We start from the raw sequence: 21,031 nt of genomic DNA on the forward strand, positions 1-21,031 counted from the left end.
ATCATCAATTAGTACGGAATACGGATGATAAGATCCGTTGCTGCTCTACGTTATGCATATCTGGCAAACCTTCCGCTGTGCTGGAGCGTTCTTGACGACCGATATAATCAATATCCATCTTCCCTGGAGCGATCTCGCGCAAACGCGGTTCGATATACGACCACGCCCCCATATTAGCAGGTTCCTCTTGCACCCACACAATCTCTTTCAGTTGCTTAAATCGGTCCAACACCGCTTGTAGCTCTTCTTGTGGAAACGGATAGAGCTGCTCTACACGCACAATGTGAAGCCATTCAGGCTTCTCATCCATTGCTTCTAGCTCTGTTTCCAGATCGACTGCAATCTTTCCGCTACACAGGACAAGGCGTTTGACTTTACTCCGTTTCTCACCCAGTCCTTCCTGTTCCCAAATAGGCTGGAACGAGCCCTTCTCAAACTCTCTCAAATCTGAGATAACACGTTTGTTACGGATCAAGCTCTTTGGCGACATAATAACAAGTGGGCGTGCTTCCTCTGTTCCTGTTATTGCCGCTTGCCTACGCAGGATGTGAAAGTATTGCGATGCCTTCGTCATATTGGCGACGATCCAATTGTTTTCTGCAGCAGACTGTAGATATCGCTCCATGCGCGCACTTGAATGCTCCGGACCTTGTCCTTCGTAACCGTGTGGCAAGAGCATTACCAAACTGGACTGCTGATCCCATTTGGCACGGCCCGCAGAGATAAACTGATCAAAAATTACTTGTCCCGCATTTGCAAAATCACCGTATTGAGCTTCCCACAGTACCATCGTGTTAGGCTCTTGAACATTATAGCCGTACTCAAACCCTAGCACCGATGCTTCAGAAAGAGGGCTATTAAAGATCGTAAATGAGCTTTTTGCTTGTGGGAGTACGTGGAGCGGAGAATACGTACCACCTGTTTTGGCATCATGTAAGACAAGATGACGGTGGGCAAAGGTTGCACGCTCACAATCTTGTCCCGTTATTCGGATAGGTGTGCCATCTCCTAAGATGGAGGCGAAGGCCAACGTTTCCGCTAGCGCCCAATCCACTTTACTTTCTTTGCTAAGGGCATCCGCACGACGCTTTAGCACACGCTCCACTTTAGGATAAACAGTAAAGTTTTGTGGAGGCTGTAGGAGATCAGCATTCAACTCACGCAGAAGTTTACCCGATACCTCTGTTTTCACTTTTGGTAGTCGCCGTGATAACGGCTTCAGTTTAGAATGACTCCGCTTCACTTCGTCTTTCTTCTCTTCTTTCATCTTTTGGAAAGCAGCTTGCAGCTCTTCTTGTATTTCTTTTTCCTTTGTTTTTACAAACTCAGAAGTAAGAATACCCTCGCTCTCCAACTTCTCTCTATAGAGGTGACGCACCGTCGGATGATTTTTGATCTTCTCATAGACAATAGGTTGTGTTGCTGATGGATCATCCATCTCATTATGCCCGTAACGACGATAACCGATGAGATCGATAACAAAGTCTTTATTAAAACGAGCACGGTATTCACAAGCTAAACGCACGGCTGCCAATACAGCATCTAGGTCATCCGCGTTAACATGAACAATCGGTATTTCAAACCCTTTAGCAAGATCACTCGCATATTTGGTCGAACGAGCATCGCCGCTTTCAGTCGTAAAACCGATCCGGTTATTCGCGATAATGTGAATGGAACCACCAGTCTGATATCCTGGTAGTTGACTTAAGTTTAAGGTTTCAGCCACAATCCCTTCTCCTGGGAAAGCCGCATCACCATGAATCAGGATGGCCATCGCTTTTGTTACATCTTGCTTCGCATACCCGCGTTGTCCACGTTCTTCTTGTGCTGCACGGGCACACCCTTCTACTACCGCACCCACATACTCCAAGTGGCTCGGGTTATTCGCCAGCGATACCTGCGCTTGCACAGTATCACTTTCTTCCAACTGACGATCCGCACCTAAATGATACTTCACATCACCCGTCCAGCCATAGTTGATCCCCATCGAGCCCTCTGATGGAACCAACTCTTTATTTGGAGCATGATGAAACTCAGAAAAAATAGCTTCATATGGTTTTCCCAACACATGAGCGAGCACATTTAAACGACCGCGATGTGCCATCCCGATCATTACATTGCGCACGCCTAAATGAACGCTTTGTGAAATCATCTCGTCTAGTGAAGGAACCAAAGCATCAATCCCTTCAACCGAAAAGCGTTTTTGACCAACAAACGTCTTGTGTAAAAACTGCTCAAAACCTTCAACTTGAAGCAGTCGCTCCCAAGCAGCTACACGCTTTTCCTTTGGAAATTTGGATGTAATTTCACCTGATTCCACTACTTTGGTTAACCATTGGTGTTCTTCTAAGTCATATACATGGCTAAACTCATACGCAAGCGACTTCGTATATACCTCTTTTAATCGCTTCATAACATCTTGCCCGGTATGAACATCCGCAGGTGCTTCTGGCCAAATCACTCGCGCAGGAATTTGGCTTAAATCTTGTTCTTTTAAACCATACATCTCTGGCTCCAACATTCGATGGTTGCCATCATTGCGGCTTTGCAGTGGATCTATTTCAGCAGCTAAGTGGCCATAGGTACGGATATTTTGTGCCATCTTCTCTGCTTGTACCACTTTACTCAACTCGACGGACGAGTGAGCAGTCTCAACAGCCGCAGGCCCGCTATCTGCTTGCGCCATCGACGGGGGACCCCATTGTTGAAACAATTCTTTTAAATCCTCATCAACCGAGCTTGGCTCATCGCTATACTTATCGTATTGCTCGATTATGTAGCCGAGATTCGGACCAAAAAATTGTTCCCAAGGTGTTCTAGTTCCACTTTTCCCGGTTGCCATCGTGATACCCCCAACTACTCCATTTATCGATTATTTTTCCTTAATCTACAAAAGGTAAACAGCAACACTGCACACACAATAGAAGAAATAAGTCTCCTTCATCTCGTATGTTATTCCCTCTAAACTAGAAGGTATGTCCTTCCGCTTCTTAGCCTGGGGTAAATTACCGTTATTATTTGCGATCAAAGAAAAAGGAATTCCAACCGTCTGTATCATACCACATCCTATTTTCACTTTCTATATGAGGAGTAGATTCCAAGAGAAAATAGAAGAGAAATATATGAAAGAAATCTCTCTACCTAACCACCGATCTCATAGTGTGCACAAAATCTTTTAAAAATCAGTAGATACTTCTTTATTATCCTTATATTACATTTTATGATCCCTGCAAGAGGAGTGCTTCACCCCGATGGAGAATAGTGCTATATATAACAATTAACTGACAGATAGAAAAAGGAGGAATTTGAGTATGAACATAAACTTTCGCGCATTCTTCTGGATCATGGCCGGAATCGCATTTGTATGGGGAATCTTCCATAGTTTACTCAGTTATCAGGACTCGGAAACTCTCTCCTTAATTAACTCATTTATGATGGGTGCCATCTCGTCGGCACAATTTATTTTTTACGGTGAACTGCTTCATTTGGTCAAGGAAAAGATCACCCTTAGTGAGAAAAACAAAAGTACCCGTAATTAATCGCTGGGTATTTTAATCATGTGGGATTTGTTTCGAATGTCTCAATTGCCACCAAAAAGTACCCTTGCGGGATTAAAATCCTACTCGCAAGGGTACTTTTTCGTATGCTTCAAACCTGACTAAAAAAGGTAAGTCTCATATCTTCTTCACTACCGCTCGAAAGCAGATAAATCGCCGAGGTGGGATTCCTAACAATACATCCTCCGATTTTTTAAAAGAGTAGTCACCCTCAAATGTTAATCCCTCTTGCTTCATCAAATCCAGTAACTTTTCAGGCGTTAATAACGGGACATCAATGGTAAGGATAATTAGACCGTCGTCTTTTAATGTACGCCTAAACTCTCTTAAGGAGAGCTTTACCTTCTCAATACTTAAATGTTCTAACACTGATAAACAAAAAATCGTATCAAATTGACCATCTTGATAAGGAAGAGCTGTAATATCCGCTTCTCGTAAATCTATCTTATCAAAAATGTTTTCAGGTAATTGGGATACCGCTTCAGCGCCATAAGTTGATCTCATCTTTGTTAAGACAGTCTCTTTCTTACTGATTTCAGGTTGAATATCACATGCATATACCTTCTTTGCATGTTGAGCTACATACAACTTAAAGGGATGAGGCACACCGCAAGCTGCATCGAGAACTACCGCTCTGTCATTCACAAACTGTTGTGCCCATTTGTATTCATAACGCCGATTCCACCATCCCTTTGGCAACGGAAGTACAAATTTTTCAACTTTATCATCTGACTGCACAAAATATCTGGAATCGCACGACATAATGCACGCTCCTTCATCATTAAGGTCTCCTATACATTATGTATACGTCCTGTCTCTTGTGCGACAGTCACGATCAACGCTACCTACCTTTGTAAAGAACTGTACAAAAAAGAGCCTGCTAGAGTAGTTTGTTAGAGATCTACTCTACCAGGCGCGCCATCTATTTTCCCTCATCCGATTTTTCTAGGAAGAGTGCCTCGTACTCGCCGTACCCCTCCTGTTTTAACTCTGCACGTGGGATAAAGCGAAGAGCCGCCGAGTTAATACAGTATCGCAAACCTTCTGGCCCAGGTCCATCAGGGAAAACATGCCCTAAATGAGAATCGGCCGTCTTACTCCGTACCTCTGTACGTATCATCCCGTGGCTGCGATCCTCCTCCTCCGAAATATCTTCCGTACGCAATGGCTTTGTAAAACTAGGCCAACCGCAACCTGCATCATACTGATCCTTACTACTAAAAAGGGGCTCGCCAGAAACAATATCTACATAAATACCTTCACGCTCATTATTCCAGTATTCTCCTTGAAAAGGGCGCTCCGTCCCATTATTTTGCGTCACTTCATATTGGATGGGAGTTAATCTTTTCTTTAACGCTTCCTTGCTCGGCCTCACAAATTTATTATCCATCCTATACCCCTTCCTCACGTTAACCAACTACTCTTTCGGATAACCCTTGTTGTAATTGGTACATATTAAAATACAATCCTTTCTGTGCTAACAATTCTTGATGTGCCCCTCTCTCCACAATCTCGCCCTTATGCAAAACCAAAATTATATCTGCATCTTTAATAGTGGAGAGACGATGCGCAATCGCAATCGTCGTACGTCCCTTGCGCATTCGATGCAAAGCTTCTTGGATCTTTTCCTCTGTTTCCGTATCCACACTAGCAGTTGCCTCGTCTAAAATCAAAATACGAGGTTTCTGCGCCATTGTACGTGCAAAAGATAATAATTGCCTTTCACCACTTGAAAAAGAAGCGCCTCGCTCTTTCACTTTTTCCTGATATCCATGCGCCAGTTTGGAAATGATAGAATCAGCCTGCACAAATTGAACCGCTTCCCGTACATCTGCTGCAGTCGTCCCAGGGCGAGCAAGCGCAATATTCTCTTCAACAGTGCCAACGAACAAAAACGGATCCTGCAAGACTAGCCCCATCTTCATTCGCAGTTCTTCTTCGCGAAAGGTTTCCAATTCGGCCCCGTCAATCGTAATTTTCCCTTCATTTAAAGAATAAAACCGCATCAATAAATTAATGATCGACGTTTTTCCACTCCCCGTATGACCTACAATTGCCACTGTTTGACCCGGTTCCACCGTGAAGGAAATGTTTTTTAAGACCGGGTTTTTGCCATCGTAAGAAAACGAGACCCGATCAAATTCAATTTTCCCCTTCATTATGTGAGGGTCCGTTGTCCCTACCTTTTGCGGCGCTCGCTCCTTCTCATCTAGCAAATCAAAGACACGTCCTGCTGAAACAATCGATTGCTGTAAGAATGGAAGCTGCATCATCATTCGATTTACCGGTTCAAACATTCGATCCAGCAAACTGACAAATGCATACATAACCCCTATCTGTACACTACTTGCCTCTAAGATCACCCCAAAGTACGTCAGAGCAACAATAACCGCTAGGAAATAGAGAGAATCTACTGCCGGACGCAAAAGCAATCCATTAAGACGGGTGTTTTTTAAATTTGCTACATAATGCTGATGATTGATGTGGGCAAAACTCTCTTTTAACCTTTCTTCCTGGCGCAATGCCTGAATCATATTCATCCCCTGAATCGACTCACTCAACATCGCATTCAAATCACTCAATTTTTGTCGCACCACACGATACACATGAAAACTTAAACGGCGATACGTAGCCATAAGAGCGTAAATCATCGGCAAAAGCAAAAGACAAACCAATGCCAAGCGATAATCAAGTAAAAACATAGCAACAAATATTCCACTGATCAGCACGATATTTTGTACAAATGTAGATAATACACTAACAAATAATTCTTTAATTGCCTCTGTATCATTCGTAATTCGTGACACGAGTGCCCCACCAGGAATCCGATCAAAATAGGAGAGTCCTAAATGTTGCACATGATTAAATACATCGATACGTAACTGCTGAATCACTTGAAAAGCAATATGAAAAAAGCGCAGTTGTTGGAAATACATCATCGTTGACGCTATTATGCGTAAGAGAAGATATCCACCTGCGAGTAGGACGAGCGGAACCCATGGGAACAAACCAACTGTCAAGTAGTCGTCGATAAACGTTTGCACCAAGATCGGACCCGTCACTTCTGCCGCAGTCGCTGTTAACAGTAGTAGCAATGCAAGTATGAGTGAATTACGATGTGGCTTAAGATAAGCTAGTAGACGACGAATCACCATATGGCCCACCCCCTTTTTGAATGAGGGATTCTAATTGCTGCCGCCGATACATCCCCTCATATACCCCCTCCACTTGCAATAATTGCTGATGCGTCCCTTGTTCAACCAACCTACCTTCTTCCAACACAATAATTTGATCCGCATGCTCAATGCCACTTAGTCGATGGGCAGAGATGATGGTCGTTTTTCCGTGGCGATGCATCTTTAACTCATGTAAAATGCGTTCTTCTGTCTTAGCATCGACTGCAGATAAAGAGTCATCTAAAATCAAAATTTCAGGATCTAACAAAAGTGCACGTGCCATCGCTAGACGTTGCTTCTGTCCACCGGATAACGTTACCCCGCGCTCACCCACTACTGTTTCGTATCCGTGTTCAAAGTGCAGGATATCTTCATGAATTTGCGCTATCCGCGCAGCCTTTTCAATATCCCTCTGTGTCGCGTCCCGTTTCCCATAGGCGATGTTTTCTGCGATCGTAGTAGAAAAGAGAAAGTGATCCTGCGGCACATAACCCAAAACGGACCGTAGAGCAAATAGCGTATACCCCTGTATGGGTCGTTCTCCGATCAAAATATTGCCATCCTCACACTCAAATTCACGCAACAAGAGTCGTAAAAGTGTTGTTTTACCACTTCCTGTTTTCCCTACAATACCGAGTGTTTCTCCTTCATTCATACGTACATCAATATTTTGTAAAGCCGGTGATTCACTCTCCGGATACGTGAATGAGCCAACCTTAAATTGGATGGTACCCGAAGCAGCTTGATCAACCGCACCCTGTTCATCAATGATGGCTGGTTTCACTTTTAAGAGCGTCCGAATACGATCATAGGAAGCTCGACCCCGTTGTAAGATATTCATCAAAAAACCAAACGCGAGCATCGGCCATACCAACAAACCTAGATACATCGTAAACTGAAAAAGCTCGCCCAACGACATGGTACCATGCGTAACAAATAGCGAACCAACAGCGATAGCCAGAAAGATAGAAGTCCCGACCATTAACGAAATCGTCGGTGCAAACAGCGATTCTACCCGTGCTACTGACATATTCTTTTCTACCACATCATGGGACAAACGATAAAATGACTCCTTCTCTGCTTCTTCCTGTCCAAACGCCTTAATTACACGAACTCCTGATGTATTTTCCTGTACTTTATCATTTAAATCTGAAAAGGATGCCTGCGCTTTCATAAAGCGCTGATGGGTTAGCTTTCCATACCGACTAACAGCAAATGCCATCACAGGCATAGGAATAAGCGCGATTAAGGTAAGACGCCAGTCCACAAAGACAGCCATTGCAATGATAACCAACCCACCCATCACCAACGAATCAATCAAGGTGAGAACACCTTCCCCCGCCGTTACCCGTACTGCTTGCACATCATTGGTCGCATGTGCCATGAGGTCCCCAGTACGTCGTTGTTGGAAGAAAGAAGGAGACATCCGCGTGTAATGCTCCATCAGTTGACTGCGCAAAGTTTTCCCCAAGCGAAACGAAGCTCCAAAAATTAATATGCGCCATACATAGCGTAAACCGTACATAAATAAAGCCGCTCCTGCTATAGTAAGCATCCATTTCATAAAAGTGGATAATGTCATACTTTTAGCAGCAATTCCGTCAACCACCTTACCGACAACGTATGGAGGCAATAGTTCCAACAGTGCGACCATAAATAACAAGGATACTCCTATAATGTAAACTTTCTTCTCTTCTTTAAAGAACCAAGCTAATTCTTTAAATATGCTCATAACAAGTCCTCTCCACCTCAGATTAAATCCCCCCATTTAAATGAATATTCAAATGGATTAGATCAAGCACCCCATTAACCAACATGTTTATCATCTCATTATTATATCATTAGAATCGCTTAGAATCGCTCTCAATCTCGCATAAAAGACAGACCTTCACCCTCTATTTCCCGCATTATTTTTTCTCACCCATACCAATATGGTTGAAACAACGAATTACTTATGACTATACTTAGAGCAGATTGCAGAGTCTCCTGCTTCATCTTTTAGAGACTCTTTTTTAACTTACAAGATCAGATGTGTGGAGCATCCCTTCACCATCTTTTTCATGAATTATGATTGCTAAGGAGGAAATAGGGTGGCTCGTATTGCTTTAGTTACGGATAGCTCGTGTGATTTACCTAAAGAGGTAGTAGAAAAATGGAATATAGAGGTCGTTCCGCTACGAATTGTATTCTCTCATGGAGAATATCGGGATGGCATCGATCTTACCACGGATGAGGTTGTTGATCGGCTCTCCGAAGAGATACCAACCACTTCCATGCCATCACCATCAGATATCCACGCTACTTTCCAACGCTTGCAAAGAGATGGTTTTTCGCACTGCATTGTCTTACCAATTTCTGCTGCCATGAGCGGTACATATAACACATTCCGTCTCGCTGCAGAAGAACACGAAGGGATCGAGATAAAAGTAATCGACTCTAGCTCTCTATCTTGGGAATTAGGACTAATTATCTTAGAAGTTGCTCGACTCATACACGCTGGTTTGGAATTTAACGATATTATCGCGAAAGTGGATGACATCAAACAGAAGGTAAAAGGCTACTTTGTTTTAGATACATTAGAGTACCTCAAAAAAGGGGGACGTATTGGTACGGTTGCTAGCTCCATCGGTTCCCTGCTAAATATTAAACCCATCATTACCCCCAACAACGAGGGCAAGTTCGTTCCTTACACCATCGCACGCGGTAAAAAGCAGGCTACTCGCAAAATGATTCAACCGATTCATGAGCAATTAAAAAACACCCGTGCAAGTATCGCTGTTTTCCATATCCGTGCAGAGGAGGAGGCGAAAGCCTTACTACAACAGTTTCAAGAAATGGAGAATGTACGCGAAGTATATCTTGGCACCGTAAGCCCCACTTTACTTGTCCATTCTGGGCCAGGACTTCTCGGTATCGCCATTAGTACCTGCGATCACGCTGAATAAGCGCCCCACTCCATAAGATGCGTGTCTCATTCTCTTGGAATAAGGCACGCTTTCCTACTACATTCTTTTCCAATGCATAAACCGTTATGATTACTCATAGCCTCAAGCAACACTATCCTCAATCCCCCAGCTCACCTCGAACAATAACCAGATTATACTCTTCACTATTAGTAACAAACATAGACCCCTCTACTAGACCGCTTTCACAACTATGATATAATGAAAGCGCTCTCATGAATGATATTGTTTTCATTTGTACATGAATAAAATATGTTAATAGAAAGAAGGAATATCCTATGTCGAAAATTGCTATTGTTACGGATAGTTCGTGTGATCTTCCTCCAAAACTACTTACGCAGTGGGGAATAACCGTGGTTCCCCTCCGTATTCATTATAAAAATCACGAATATCGTGATGGAGTGGAAATTTCAGCAGAAGAAGTGGCACATCGTCTCGAAGAGGAGATCCCTAAAACTTCGATGCCAACACCGGAAGATATATATAAAACATATGAGCACCTCCATAATCAGGGGTACACACATTGTCTCACTTTAACCGTTGCCGCTGCTGTCAGTGGCACCTATAATACCTTCCGTTTAGCCGCACAAGAGTTTGAGCATATGAAAATCGAAGTAATCGACTCAAAAGGTGTCTCTTTTCTTCTTGGTTTTCTCGTGCTGGAAGCCGCGCGTCTCGTTCAAAATAGCACTCCTCTTACAGATATATTAACTTCACTAGAGAAAACAAAAGAACGTATTCGCGGATATTTCGTACTTGACACACTAGAATACCTTCGAGCGGGAGGACGTATCGGAAAAGTGGCCAGTTCCCTAGGCTCTATGTTAAATATCAAACCGATTATCACCTTTGACAGTGAAGGTAAGCTCCATCCTCACACAGTGGCACGCGGTAAAAAGCAAGCCGTCAACAAACTGCTGGCACCTATCAGAAAACAAATTGAATCAACCCGCGCCCGCATCGCTATCTTACACACCCGTGCAGAGACAGAAGCGCAAGCACTCAAAGAAAAGCTGGTATCCTACCCTAATGTGAGTGAAATCTATATCCAAACTGTCAGCCCGGCGCTCATGGTTCATGCTGGACCTGGATTATTAGGGATTGCCATTCAAACGCTAGAAGAAGCATAAAAGAAACGATCCCCTTGAATAATATAAGAGACGGAGACGACTGTCGCCTCCATCTCTTATATTCACTATGCCTGATCGCAAACTATCGACAAATACCAATCTATCGTAATAGATGAGATCGCACATCTATCTACAAACCTACTTCTCCTTCCCCTCCAGCTCTTGATCCTCTCGCCCCTCTTGGTCCCCGTCGTCCTCTAATCCCGCGAGGACCACGAGAGCCAGTCGCTCCCGTCGCACCGGTCACACCCACTGGACCTGTCGCTCCCGTCGGTCCCGTTATTCCTACCGAAGAAAGTGGTCCCACTTTCGTCACAAATACATCCTGGACACCTCCAAAGGTGGATTGATAAGCCGCGAAGGTAACGGGAAAATTGGTTGAAGTGGTGGAACCTACGACATATGCACTATCTTCACTATCAACATCCACTCCACTACTAAATTCATTTCTCCTCCCTCCCAGATATGAAGAAAAGGCGATCCCTTGCCCTGAGAAGCTCACCTGCGTCACAAAGGCATCTTGTAAACCCCCAAGGCGACCTTGAAAAGCATCCGATGTAACTGGAAAATCAGTAGAGGTAGTAAACCCTATTACCCAGGCTGCCCCAAAAGAATCAGTGGCAATCCCATTTCCTTGTTCCGTGCCTCTCCCTCCTAAGTAAGTGGAATATATCAGGGCACTTCCGCTTGCATTTAACTTTGTTACAAACGCACTTCGAGTCCCCGTCATGATTGATTGGAAAGCATTATTGGTTACTGGAAAATCACTAGAGAGTGTAATCCCTGTAACATACGCATTTCCGCCTCCATCCACATCAATATCCGTACCCGCATCAGTCGCACTACCACCTAGCAGCGTCGAATACTCAAGGGAAGAGCCAGCAACATTTAGTTTCGTTATAAACACGTCACTGCTTCCTGCAAACACCGTCTGAAAGGCACCCGATGTTGTTGGAAAATTAGCAGAACCCGTCGATCCCGTCACATACGCAAGATTATCCTCATCAATAACAATTCCTTTCCCTTCATCATTGGAGCTTCCACCTAAGAAAGTAGAGTAGACCAGCGCGGTTCCGGCACTATTGAACTTTGTAATAAAAGCATCGCTTATACCCCCTCCGTACATCGTTTGAAAAGCGTTCGTCGTCACCGGAAAGCTCGTCGACCCCGTTTCACCCGTGACATACGCTTCATCACTTACGTTCAAAGTAATTGCATCACATACAGTTGCCCCACTTGCTCCTCCTAGATACGTGGAATAAATAAGGGAAGATCCATCTTCATTTATCTTCGTTACAAATCCATCCAATATTCCTCTTCGTATAGTTTGAAAGGCGTTAGAGGTTACAGGAAAGTTGGTTGAACTCGTAGCACCCGTGACATGGGCTTGAAATACAGAATTCACTACAATCCCAAACCCAGTATCCAAAAAAACCGGGGCTGCATCTACTCCCCCCAAAAACGTCGAATACAGAAGAGAGCTTCCCACAGCGTTAAACTTTGTAATAAACACATCTTGCGTATCCAACAACGTGGTCTGAAAAGCACCTGTCGTTACAGGGAAATTAGTGGAATTTGTAAATCCAGTTATATATGCACTACCAGAGGTATCAACGGCAATAGCATTACCATTCTCTCCTCCTCTTCCCCCTAGATAAGTAGAATAGAAGACAGTAGGATCAATGATTAACGGACTCTCCAAATCGTATGCCCCTTCTTCAATCTTAAACCCGATTGATTTATCCGGGTGTAGCTGAAACTGCGTCGGAATAATCTTCTCCTCTAACTCTGTCCACTGAAAACTAATCGGCTTTTCTTCACATAAAACCCCTTGTCGCGTATGCACACATAAATTTCCTTGATCGCAAAGGGTTACCTCTTCTCCCCCCTCATATTGCAATCGAATATCTTGAATATTGGCACCTGGATAAACAACCACGTCATATTTTAGATCCCCTTCATTTCCATAAAAAACGATATCAATTCCCGGCCACACACTTTCGTAAACCACTTGCTCACTTTCCCGCTCCCTGTGCATAACCCCTCTAGGAACAACTCCCTCACCTGCACCTACAAACCGTAACATGAGCTCGGAAGAGCTTTTCGGTATAAACCGTACACCTCCCTTTTCAAATATAAACTTCACTTCTTGCCCTTGTGTAACAAAAGCGATCTCACAATCCCCTACATCTTTACACGCTTGAAAAAGCAGCGATGGTGCATCTACTTTCTCCATATTCCCCATCCCATACCCCTCCCATCACAGATACCAAGATGCATTATCTTATGATTCATCTTCATTCTGGTTACTATTGGACAGCTTCTCTCAAAGATATGCGTAAATGAATATTGTGACTTATCAAACATTTTCCCTTACATCAACTTTCCCATCCAATCATCTCTTTGCTATAATGCACCCTCTTCTCCCTCACCGACACCACGTGGACCCCTTGGTCCCCTCGGGCCACGTCGCCCCCTTGGACCTTGCGGACCTGACATTCCTGTAGATCCTGTCGCTCCCCTTGCTCCTGTCGGTCCGGTCGCACCAGCTGGCCCAGTCACACCTATAAGTTCCCCTATCTTCAAAATAAAAGCATCTTCATCCCCTCCGAACTGCGATTGGAAGGCACTAAAGGTTACAGGAAAGTCTGTTGAGGAAGTAGCCCCAGTAACATACGCGTTCCCACTCGCATCCACCGCCACACCAAAGCCACGTTCGCCTCCTCTCCCACCTAGGTAGGAAGAGTAAGAAAGTCCTTGCCCCGAAAAGCTCACCTGCGTAATAAAAGCATCTGTCCCCACATCAGCCAAGCTGTCTTGAAAAGCATCGGAAGTAAGCGGGAAGTTTGTCGACTCTGTCTGCCCCGTAATCCAAGCAGATCCAGAGGAATTCACCGCAATTCCAAAGCCAGCATCGCTCGCATCTCCTCCTACATACGTTGAATAGATCAGAGCACTCCCTTCCCCATTAAGTTTGGTGACAAAAGCATCAGAAGTACCCTTCAACGTTCCTTGAACAGCGTTAGGTGTAATAGGAAAATCTGTGGATTCTGTCTCCCCTGTAATATAAGCATTCATGGCACTGTCGAGTGCAATGCCAATCCCACGATCATCTCCACTTCCACCGATATAAGTGGAATATATCAAGCTACTTCCTAAAGCATTTAATTTAGTGATAAAAGCATCGCTACCTCCCCCGAAAATCGTCTGCAATGCCCCAGTTGTTACCGGAAAATCGACGGAATTTGTTCTTCCTGTTACGTAGGCATTCATGCTATCATCTAACACTATGTCAATCCCCACATCTACCCCACTTCCACCTAAGAAAGTAGAATAAACCAAGGAGCTTCCTGTTGGATTTAACTGCGTAACAAAGACGTCTGCTAGTCCTAGAAGGAGTGTCTGAAATGCATTGGTGGTAATCGGGAAATCGGTTGAACTTGCCACGCCTGTTACATAAGAATTTCCTCCTCCATCAATCGTCAATCCCAACCCCTGATCAAATCCACTTCCCCCCAGGTAAGTAGAATAAAGAAGGGAGCTGCCCGAAGGACTGAAACGAGTGACAAAACAATCAAAGATCCCTCCTAATGTCGTTTGAAAGGCGCCTACTGTTATCGGAAAGTTAGTCGATGTGGTCGTACCAGTGAGAAATACATGACTACTCGCATCAACCGCAATGCCTTGACTTGTGAAAAATGGCGAAGATTCTCGTCCTGATCCTCCTAAAAAAGTAGAATATATCAAAGAAGTTCCCGCCGCATTCAGCCGAGTCACAAACGCATCTGTTCCCCCTGACAATATTGTTTGAAAAACTCCCGTTGTTGTAGGAAAATCAGGTGAATTTGTTACCCCTGAAACATATGCCTCTCCATTAACGTCGACTGCAATCCCTTGTCCTTGGTCTACGTTACTTCCCCCAAGATACGTAGAGTAAAAAACCACTGGATCGATCTGAAGCATCTTCGTTACATCATAAGAAGAAGGTTCGAATCCAATGGAGCCATCTTCAAAGAGGCGAAAAGAACTTGTGATCGGATACTTCTTTCCACAAACTTGTTGAAAGCTAATCGGCTTTCCTTCACGAAGAATTCCATCTGATGTAAAGATCAACAAATCCCCTTGGTTGCTGAGGGTTTGTCCCCTTGCGCCCTCATATTTCAACCGAATGTCTTCAATACGAGCCCTTGGATGAACGAACAGATCATACTTGAGGTTCCTATTATAGATAGAAAAAACCACATCTACACCCTGCCACACCTCTTTGTAGATCACCCGCTCATATCTCCCACCGGCTAAATTGTTCCCCTTGGGAACGATCCCTGAACACGCATGCATAAAGCGCAGCCTTAATTCAGAAGATTCTTTTATAAAAAACCGAACCCCCTCTTGCCTAAATTCGAATTGGATTCCTTCTCCGTCTGCAACATAAATCCCCTTTGTTTCACCCTCAACTTCACACAGTTGAAACAATGCTATTCCCCTCCATCCAAATCAACATGATGCTCTATCCTATGTTCAATCATCCCAAATTGGGATGATGAACCGTGTGTATGCCTCATTAATCGTGTAACATGAGCGTCCTTGGTTCACGTAAGCCACGCGGTTCTGTTGCACCCGCCATTGCTAGATACAAGAATCCTCATTGACTAGCAGAGAAATTCCCATCTACTGATATCATCGGAATTTATAGTAGACGCAGAAATCAAAAAATTTACTAAAACCTATATCATTCAAGTCTTGATTGATATATACTATATTCAATTGAAATGAAATGAGGTAATTATATGGATAATACGATTTATAAACAAAATTTAACCCCAGATCAACTTCAGATGGTGAAGACAGAAATGGCCAAAAAGAAAAAAAATAAAGGCCCTCTATATCTTTTATGGTTCTTCTTGGGTGGACTCGGAATTCATCGTTTTTATTTAGGGGATACAGGTTATGCTCTGGGAATGATGTTCACATGGGGAGGATTTGGGATCTGGTGGTTCATTGATCTCTTCTTAATTGGTAACCGTCGTGACCAAATCAATACGGATATGGAGCGTCAACTCATCACCGAAATTAAAATTATGACAGAGAACCGTGCTGGTTAGTACATAGCAATAACCGACAGAGCACATAAAAAGATGCTCATTATAGCATCCCTAAAATGAATAGCCATCCCGCGCTAAAAACAATGTTCCACTCAGTCGAGTGGAACATTGTTTTTAGCAAAATATATTATCCGATATCCTCGCTTCCCCCTATTCTCCACTCGGGTCGTCTTTATGTGGGGCTTTACAAAAATGATGCTCATAGGGATCGTGACAAGATTCATGGTGCTTATAATGTTTTTGACAATAACAAACAGCCCCACCCTAGACGCTATCTCTAGCCATCCAGGGCAGAGCTGTCCTACATCGCTTTCTCTCCGTCTTTCGCTGAGAAAAAATGCTTTAGAGCATTGTACACCTGTCCTTTTTCGCGAATAATATAATGCATAAACTTAGGATCATCAAGGTTTTTGTAGGCATTCATCAATGTAGAATGACGATTATACTGGTTTAAGTGACCAGGATATATCCGTTTCTTTTATGTATTATTAAGCCCGCGCTTCAAGGATTTCAACTTCTCTTCGCACTTTTGGATCTCTCCATCGTCGACGTAGCCTTTGGATCTTAATTGGAGAAGTTGATCTTTAATCTCGGTTCCCTGTTTTGTCCCTGCTATTGATTCAAAGCTTTTAATGTGACGCATGATTGTCTCTTTATCATTACTACTCACATTTGTGCCTCCTCTTTCAGAAACATCTAACTCTGTGATATCCATCCCCCTCACATGAGAAAAGAATCCGCAATGAAAACGACGCGTCTCTGCCGGTCTCCAGCCCCTATGTCACCAGCTGAGGAGGAGGACTATCTCTAGGCATACAAAAACCACTCCTACAAAAGCAGTGGTTTCAGCACGGTCATCAATCAGATATCTTGCCCTCTTCTGCTCTTTTTTCTATCTCTTCTTGAGCTCCTTTCTCTTGAGTCTTAAGTTCATCAGACATATGAAGATATCTGTCTCTTCTGTACTCACCTATTAGTCTCCATCTGTGTGTAACTAATTCTTTCTCTAACTTATTATATTCTTCTCCATATTCGCCTCCTTGTAGTCTTTTCTTCTCATTTAGATACCACATAGCTTTATCCATACGACTGCCTTCTCTTTGGTTAGAAACAATTATCTTCCCATCTATATCATTATATAACGCTAGCTTTTTCACATAAATACTACCAGCTTCAAGTGTTCCATTTAATTCCCAACTTTCCCACTCCGCATTAATCCTCTCGCGTTCCTTCTCAAAATGTTCCTCTAACTCCTCCTGTGACTGGACAGATGTGTACTCGCCCCCTCCAGCTGACGCTACATCTCTTAACGCTTGCTGCTCACTATTGTTTAGATCCAAGCCGATGATATTGACTACCGCCTCAATATCCGACTCATGAAGCGACTTTGCTGCAGCCACAGGATCTCCATCGCAGGTTTCCTTTCCATCGCTCACCACATAAACAATATTTTTGACGTTCTCTTTCTTCATTCCCGCTATCTCTTTTTTCGCAGACTTAATGGCGGAAGCTAAGGGTGTCCACCCCGCTGGTTGAATCGAAGAGATCGCCTTTTTGACTTGAGTCGTGTCAGGCTTTCCTGCTGGATAGATCACCTCACTACTCCCGCAAGAAACCTTTTTATCTGCTGAGCTGTTACTCCCTTTATGACCATACACCCGTATCGATACCTGTGCAGATTCGGGAAGGTTCGAAACAAAGCCTTGGATCGCCCTCTTCGCTAAATCCATCTTCTTGCCACCTGATATACTTTGTGCCATACTGCCACTCGCATCTAACAAGATGCTCACATGAAACTCTTTTGCTTCAGGTGGTGCATTCATTTCTCCATCCGGTGTCTCTACATCCACTTCAATGGTTGGGTCAATCTGATCCAACCCATCGACGAGCGGCCCATAGTCTTCCGCTAATAACTGAACAATATGTTTATAAGCTTCGTCTGCGGTTAAGTTATCACCTAGTTTGTCTAGCTCCGCATTCACCTTGGCTTCATCATACTTATCTCCGGCATATTTTCCTGGTCCCTCGCGCAACATGCCTTCTACCGTTGTCGCTGGCTCAAACTCCTTCTTCTCTTCCTTCTTTTCTTTTACCTTTTCTCCAGCTGGCTCGTCACCCTGGACTAAACTCGCACACCCCGATGTCATGAGAGCCATAATAAGAATGATCCCTACTAATTTTCGCATGGTTAAATCCCCCTGCATATTTATATCATTCCTATTATATTGGATGAGAGAAACAATATCTATCATTTTCTAAATTTCCCTTATGATAATCACATCCTAACACATCGCATTCTTGATCAAAAAGCGGTCAAATTCGGCTGATTTCTTATCCGAAAATGGTTCATGGAATCGAGACAAATCAATACATTCCACCTACAATCCACTTACTTGTTTACAAAACTACGCTTTCGTATAACTAAACTGAGTCCTCTATCTATTAACCACATCACAATCGTAATAATGGGTGCGATACCATACAAAACAAAAAATAAAGGAACAGATGCTAATAGATGTAAGATAAAAGATGCTAAATTTGAGCCCTTCAACTTTTTGTCTACTAGTTTATCAATACCTATCGAGACTGGGAGGCCGTAAAAAAATATAATTAAAGAACTAAACATCACCAATACCATAAAATAACCGGGACCTTCCTGTCCAAAATCTCCACTAAGTACGAATCCATAAAATCCAAAGATTGATATCATCATGACAGCTATTACTGAAGTTAAGAACTTGCTATCTATCATATTCAACTCCTCTTATCGTTGGATCATATCAGATAAAAATTACAAACTAATTGTCTACCCGAGAATCAGTAATAATTAAATACCCCGCTTCTCCTACCCAAGTTTCACTTGGCTCAGAAAACGGGGTACTGCAAACATATTACCACATATAACTGAATTTAGTGTTCATTTAACGGTTATACAGACAGGGCTAAGCTACATTTTATATGCCCACCTAATGCCTCATTCAAATCATTCCACTAACCCTAGAACCAAGAGGGTTCCATATAAGATAAACGCTGTTCCCATAAGCATAATAATAAATCTCACTACCCATGGAAGGTAGGATGGGTACTTAGCTGAAACAGCCCCCACAATAATAAATATGGCGCCCATTAGAAAGCTGTAGAATACATTCATTTTGAACACCTCAGCTGTAAAATTTACAATAATCGCCTATTTACTACTTATTGCAAATAAGATAAACATTACTAGTAACAATTACTCCTACGACTGTCTCACAATATATACTGTTAAACACAATACCTGCCCATCGATTGCCGAACACGGCTTCTTCCTAGATACTTGAATACACTTTAGAATATCTATGACCTTCTTCATTTTTAGTATGCATCTTGCCCATACCCTTATCTTCTAAGTTCATAGTAGTACTCCAAAAATAGCGTTTATACCACCATCTGCATAAGTAACACTATTCGATGAGCCATTATACCAGAACTGTCCCGTTGCTGCTATAGTAAATAACTTTGTACCATTAGCATTAAAAGTTGCACCTGTTGCAGTCTTTCTCGTTGTAGGAGGCGTCTTTTTTCTCACCAGCCTAACACCACGCCCAAAGCTCCTCAATCTCTTCTCTCTTGTCCCATATCAACGATTCTCGCCCGCCGATTGTCATCTCCGTTCGGATCAATACCTCATTCATATCGTACTTGTACCTGAACATCATCGGCACGTTCGCATCTAAATATTTACATTTTATATCTACAATGACCATGCTATCCCTCTTGTACAAATTGATCCCATCATAGTTCGCTAACGAGTTGTTGTCCGCTAAGAAAAACAGCGGTATGCCTTTTTTAGCGAGTAACCGTGCGATTTTCTTCTTGATCGCTTCCGTAGATTCCATACGATTCGCTCCTTTTCATGTCAAAAAAAAGACACCCTCGTCATGAGAGTGTTTCGCTGTTTCTTTATTGTAGAGGTGAACCGCTAGGTTCCTTACTATATCTTATCGGACTATCGCCTGGCTCTTCATGAAAATCCCCCGCTGATTCAAGTATCACTTGAGTTCAAAGAAACGGGGCTTTACGACTTCCCTCATTACGATATTACCACGTTAATACTTTATATAGTGGTCAAATCCAGCTTTTTCAATCCCCTAAAATCTCTCTCGCATCCTGCCTATACGCTGTATGATAGTAAAGTTCAATCTTCTCGCTTTGATGCCCCTCCAACTCTACTTCAAGAACGATTGGATCTACAATTCGCGAATCTTGCTCCTCGAGAGTTATGCTCTCCACTAAAGGAACCAATTTATGACCGATCGTCCCTTTTCCCTTGCCCTTCTCTAACATAATTTCACCAGAAATATCTGTTCCCTCTATTTTGAAAGTAGCTTTTTTATCCTGATCGCTTTCATTCCCTTTATACTTTAAGTTCAAGACATCCTTAGGCACCTGATCCTCCTTTGCCTCACTGGTTGGTAAGTCAATGTACTCTATTTCAGCTGACCATTGTCCACCATTACCTTTAAAAATAAACACGTAATAGTTTACAGGGTCGCCAATTGTACAAGCTGAGGTGAAAATTAAACAAGATATCAAAATTATCATCACAATTAATTTCCTCAATTTTTTACCTCCTTAATATTAAGAACTTGAATCCCCTGCGGAAATCAAGTCCTTTGCACTCACGTTTATTATTTAATAACTTTATTTATATACATAAAATGGAAATCTTGATTATTTACTGTCCAATCTATAAATCTTGTTCTTTCTGTTCCATCATCCGGGTCTTTGATCGCCAGGTGAAGCCCAGTACCACTTCTTGACCGATCATAACCAATTCCGGCTACCCAATGCCAAGAAGCGTTTACAGCTTGACAGCCATTTGCTCTGCTTCACTTGCTGGAACTGCTTCTATTGTAGATTCAGATGCTGGTAAAATTTACATTGTAGAATTAGCCTTTGGGGTAGTGGAGCTATTCCAACTGATAGAATCAATATTACAGAAAATAATTTCTTTTTCATTCCTAATTATCTATTTTCAAGAATACTTATAGTTTTATCATTATAAAATATTTCCTTGTTAAATACTAGATACAAACAACAGCTCTTAGACACAATGCCTGT

The 21,031-nt window shown here is 42.9% G+C and carries 17 protein-coding genes and 1 pseudogene; 4 read left to right on the top strand and 14 right to left on the bottom strand.

All coding sequences use genetic code 11. The features are described from left to right. Positions 1-4 precede the first annotated feature (4 nt). Positions 5-2,842 (bottom strand): 2-oxoglutarate dehydrogenase E1 component, encoded by a 2,838-nt coding sequence (locus NXZ84_RS08680; RefSeq protein WP_258839866.1) that lies wholly within the window; start codon positions 2,840-2,842, stop codon positions 5-7. A 469-nt stretch (positions 2,843-3,311) separates the two neighbouring features. On the opposite strand from NXZ84_RS08680, the gene NXZ84_RS08685 reads away from it, so the two are divergent. Continuing rightward, on the top strand, positions 3,312-3,539 hold the full coding sequence (locus NXZ84_RS08685; RefSeq protein ID WP_258839867.1) for a hypothetical protein: 228 nt from the start codon (positions 3,312-3,314) through the stop codon (positions 3,537-3,539). Between the two features lie 135 nt (positions 3,540-3,674). On the opposite strand, the gene NXZ84_RS08690 is transcribed toward NXZ84_RS08685, so the two are convergent. The 4 genes from NXZ84_RS08690 to NXZ84_RS08705 form a co-directional block, all read right to left on the bottom strand. Then, positions 3,675-4,319, bottom strand: a complete 645-nt coding sequence (locus NXZ84_RS08690; RefSeq protein WP_258839868.1) for a class I SAM-dependent methyltransferase — start codon at positions 4,317-4,319, stop codon at positions 3,675-3,677. 160 nt (positions 4,320-4,479) lie between these two features. Continuing rightward, on the bottom strand, positions 4,480-4,947 hold the full coding sequence (gene msrB / locus NXZ84_RS08695) for a peptide-methionine (R)-S-oxide reductase MsrB (RefSeq protein WP_258839869.1): 468 nt from the start codon (positions 4,945-4,947) through the stop codon (positions 4,480-4,482). 19 nt (positions 4,948-4,966) lie between these two features. Continuing rightward, on the bottom strand, positions 4,967-6,712 hold the full coding sequence (locus NXZ84_RS08700) for an ABC transporter ATP-binding protein (RefSeq protein WP_258839870.1): 1,746 nt from the start codon (positions 6,710-6,712) through the stop codon (positions 4,967-4,969). Continuing rightward, a complete protein-coding gene (locus NXZ84_RS08705; RefSeq protein WP_258839871.1) occupies positions 6,681-8,465 on the bottom strand; it encodes an ABC transporter transmembrane domain-containing protein in 1,785 nt (594 codons plus the stop codon). The genes NXZ84_RS08700 and NXZ84_RS08705 overlap by 32 nt, the downstream gene beginning before the upstream one ends. 358 nt (positions 8,466-8,823) lie before the next feature. On the opposite strand from NXZ84_RS08705, the gene NXZ84_RS08710 reads away from it, so the two are divergent. Both NXZ84_RS08710 and NXZ84_RS08715 read left to right on the top strand, forming a co-directional pair. Then, a complete protein-coding gene (locus NXZ84_RS08710) occupies positions 8,824-9,678 on the top strand; it encodes a DegV family protein (RefSeq protein WP_258839872.1) in 855 nt (284 codons plus the stop codon). A gap of 296 nt (positions 9,679-9,974) precedes the next feature. Further along, positions 9,975-10,826, top strand: a complete 852-nt coding sequence (locus NXZ84_RS08715) for a DegV family protein (RefSeq protein ID WP_258839873.1) — start codon at positions 9,975-9,977, stop codon at positions 10,824-10,826. A gap of 130 nt (positions 10,827-10,956) precedes the next feature. On the opposite strand, the gene NXZ84_RS08720 is transcribed toward NXZ84_RS08715, so the two are convergent. Both NXZ84_RS08720 and NXZ84_RS15105 read right to left on the bottom strand, forming a co-directional pair. Next, positions 10,957-13,071, bottom strand: coding sequence for a DUF7948 domain-containing protein (locus NXZ84_RS08720; protein WP_309495714.1), 2,115 nt, complete (start codon positions 13,069-13,071; stop codon positions 10,957-10,959). Between the two features lie 161 nt (positions 13,072-13,232). Further along, positions 13,233-15,299 carry an SBBP repeat-containing protein gene (locus NXZ84_RS15105; RefSeq protein ID WP_309495716.1) on the bottom strand — a complete coding sequence of 689 codons (2,067 nt, stop codon included), beginning with the start codon at positions 15,297-15,299 and terminating at the stop codon, positions 13,233-13,235. A 314-nt stretch (positions 15,300-15,613) separates the two neighbouring features. Here NXZ84_RS15105 and NXZ84_RS08735 point away from each other — a divergent pair, with 314 nt between their 5' ends. Continuing rightward, the gene (locus NXZ84_RS08735) at positions 15,614-15,928 is read left to right on the top strand and encodes a TM2 domain-containing protein (RefSeq protein ID WP_258839874.1); all 315 of its coding nucleotides are present in this window, start codon (positions 15,614-15,616) and stop codon (positions 15,926-15,928) included. Positions 15,929-16,229: 301 nt separating this feature from the next. On the opposite strand, the pseudogene NXZ84_RS08740 reads toward NXZ84_RS08735, so the two are convergent. The 7 genes and pseudogenes from NXZ84_RS08740 to NXZ84_RS08770 form a co-directional block, all read right to left on the bottom strand. Then, positions 16,230-16,388, bottom strand: a pseudogene (locus NXZ84_RS08740) (sporulation protein YhbH); the annotation flags it as partial. Positions 16,389-16,406: 18 nt separating this feature from the next. Next, entirely contained in the window at positions 16,407-16,598 is a 192-nt protein-coding gene (locus tag NXZ84_RS08745) for a hypothetical protein (RefSeq protein ID WP_258839875.1), read from the bottom strand. Positions 16,599-16,785: 187 nt separating this feature from the next. Next, the gene (locus NXZ84_RS08750) at positions 16,786-18,114 is read right to left on the bottom strand and encodes a vWA domain-containing protein (RefSeq protein ID WP_258839876.1); all 1,329 of its coding nucleotides are present in this window, start codon (positions 18,112-18,114) and stop codon (positions 16,786-16,788) included. Positions 18,115-18,317: 203 nt separating this feature from the next. Next, positions 18,318-18,641 (bottom strand): hypothetical protein, encoded by a 324-nt coding sequence (locus tag NXZ84_RS08755; protein WP_258839877.1) that lies wholly within the window; start codon positions 18,639-18,641, stop codon positions 18,318-18,320. Positions 18,642-19,319: 678 nt separating this feature from the next. Then, positions 19,320-19,496 (bottom strand): hypothetical protein, encoded by a 177-nt coding sequence (locus NXZ84_RS08760; RefSeq protein WP_258839878.1) that lies wholly within the window; start codon positions 19,494-19,496, stop codon positions 19,320-19,322. Positions 19,497-19,500: 4 nt separating this feature from the next. Beyond that, positions 19,501-19,806 (bottom strand): hypothetical protein, encoded by a 306-nt coding sequence (locus NXZ84_RS08765; RefSeq protein ID WP_258839879.1) that lies wholly within the window; start codon positions 19,804-19,806, stop codon positions 19,501-19,503. Positions 19,807-20,050: 244 nt separating this feature from the next. Next, positions 20,051-20,530, bottom strand: coding sequence for a hypothetical protein (locus tag NXZ84_RS08770; RefSeq protein WP_258839880.1), 480 nt, complete (start codon positions 20,528-20,530; stop codon positions 20,051-20,053). Between the last annotated feature and the right edge of the window lie 501 nt (positions 20,531-21,031).

The organism is Mechercharimyces sp. CAU 1602 (assembly GCF_024753565.1).
In the GTDB taxonomy this organism is placed as follows: Bacteria; Bacillota; Bacilli; order Thermoactinomycetales; family JANTPT01; genus Mechercharimyces.

What these genes read in the sequence shown, in the direction of transcription:
- msrB (WP_258839869.1), bottom strand. Translation starts at nt 4,947, where the DNA reads ATGGATAATAAATTTGTGAGGCCGAGCAAGGAAGCGTTAAAGAAAAGA.
- NXZ84_RS08690 (WP_258839868.1), bottom strand. Translation starts at nt 4,319, where the DNA reads ATGTCGTGCGATTCCAGATATTTTGTGCAGTCAGATGATAAAGTTGAA.
- NXZ84_RS08700 (WP_258839870.1), bottom strand. Translation starts at nt 6,712, where the DNA reads ATGGTGATTCGTCGTCTACTAGCTTATCTTAAGCCACATCGTAATTCA.
- NXZ84_RS08755 (WP_258839877.1), bottom strand. Translation starts at nt 18,641, where the DNA reads ATGATGATATCAATCTTTGGATTTTATGGATTCGTACTTAGTGGAGAT.
- NXZ84_RS08750 (WP_258839876.1), bottom strand. Translation starts at nt 18,114, where the DNA reads ATGCGAAAATTAGTAGGGATCATTCTTATTATGGCTCTCATGACATCG.
- NXZ84_RS08735 (WP_258839874.1), top strand. Translation starts at nt 15,614, where the DNA reads ATGGATAATACGATTTATAAACAAAATTTAACCCCAGATCAACTTCAG.
- NXZ84_RS08720 (WP_309495714.1), bottom strand. Translation starts at nt 13,071, where the DNA reads ATGGGGAATATGGAGAAAGTAGATGCACCATCGCTGCTTTTTCAAGCG.
- NXZ84_RS08705 (WP_258839871.1), bottom strand. Translation starts at nt 8,465, where the DNA reads ATGAGCATATTTAAAGAATTAGCTTGGTTCTTTAAAGAAGAGAAGAAA.
- NXZ84_RS08685 (WP_258839867.1), top strand. Translation starts at nt 3,312, where the DNA reads ATGAACATAAACTTTCGCGCATTCTTCTGGATCATGGCCGGAATCGCA.
- NXZ84_RS08765 (WP_258839879.1), bottom strand. Translation starts at nt 19,806, where the DNA reads ATGGAATCTACGGAAGCGATCAAGAAGAAAATCGCACGGTTACTCGCT.
- NXZ84_RS08715 (WP_258839873.1), top strand. Translation starts at nt 9,975, where the DNA reads ATGTCGAAAATTGCTATTGTTACGGATAGTTCGTGTGATCTTCCTCCA.
- NXZ84_RS08680 (WP_258839866.1), bottom strand. Translation starts at nt 2,842, where the DNA reads ATGGCAACCGGGAAAAGTGGAACTAGAACACCTTGGGAACAATTTTTT.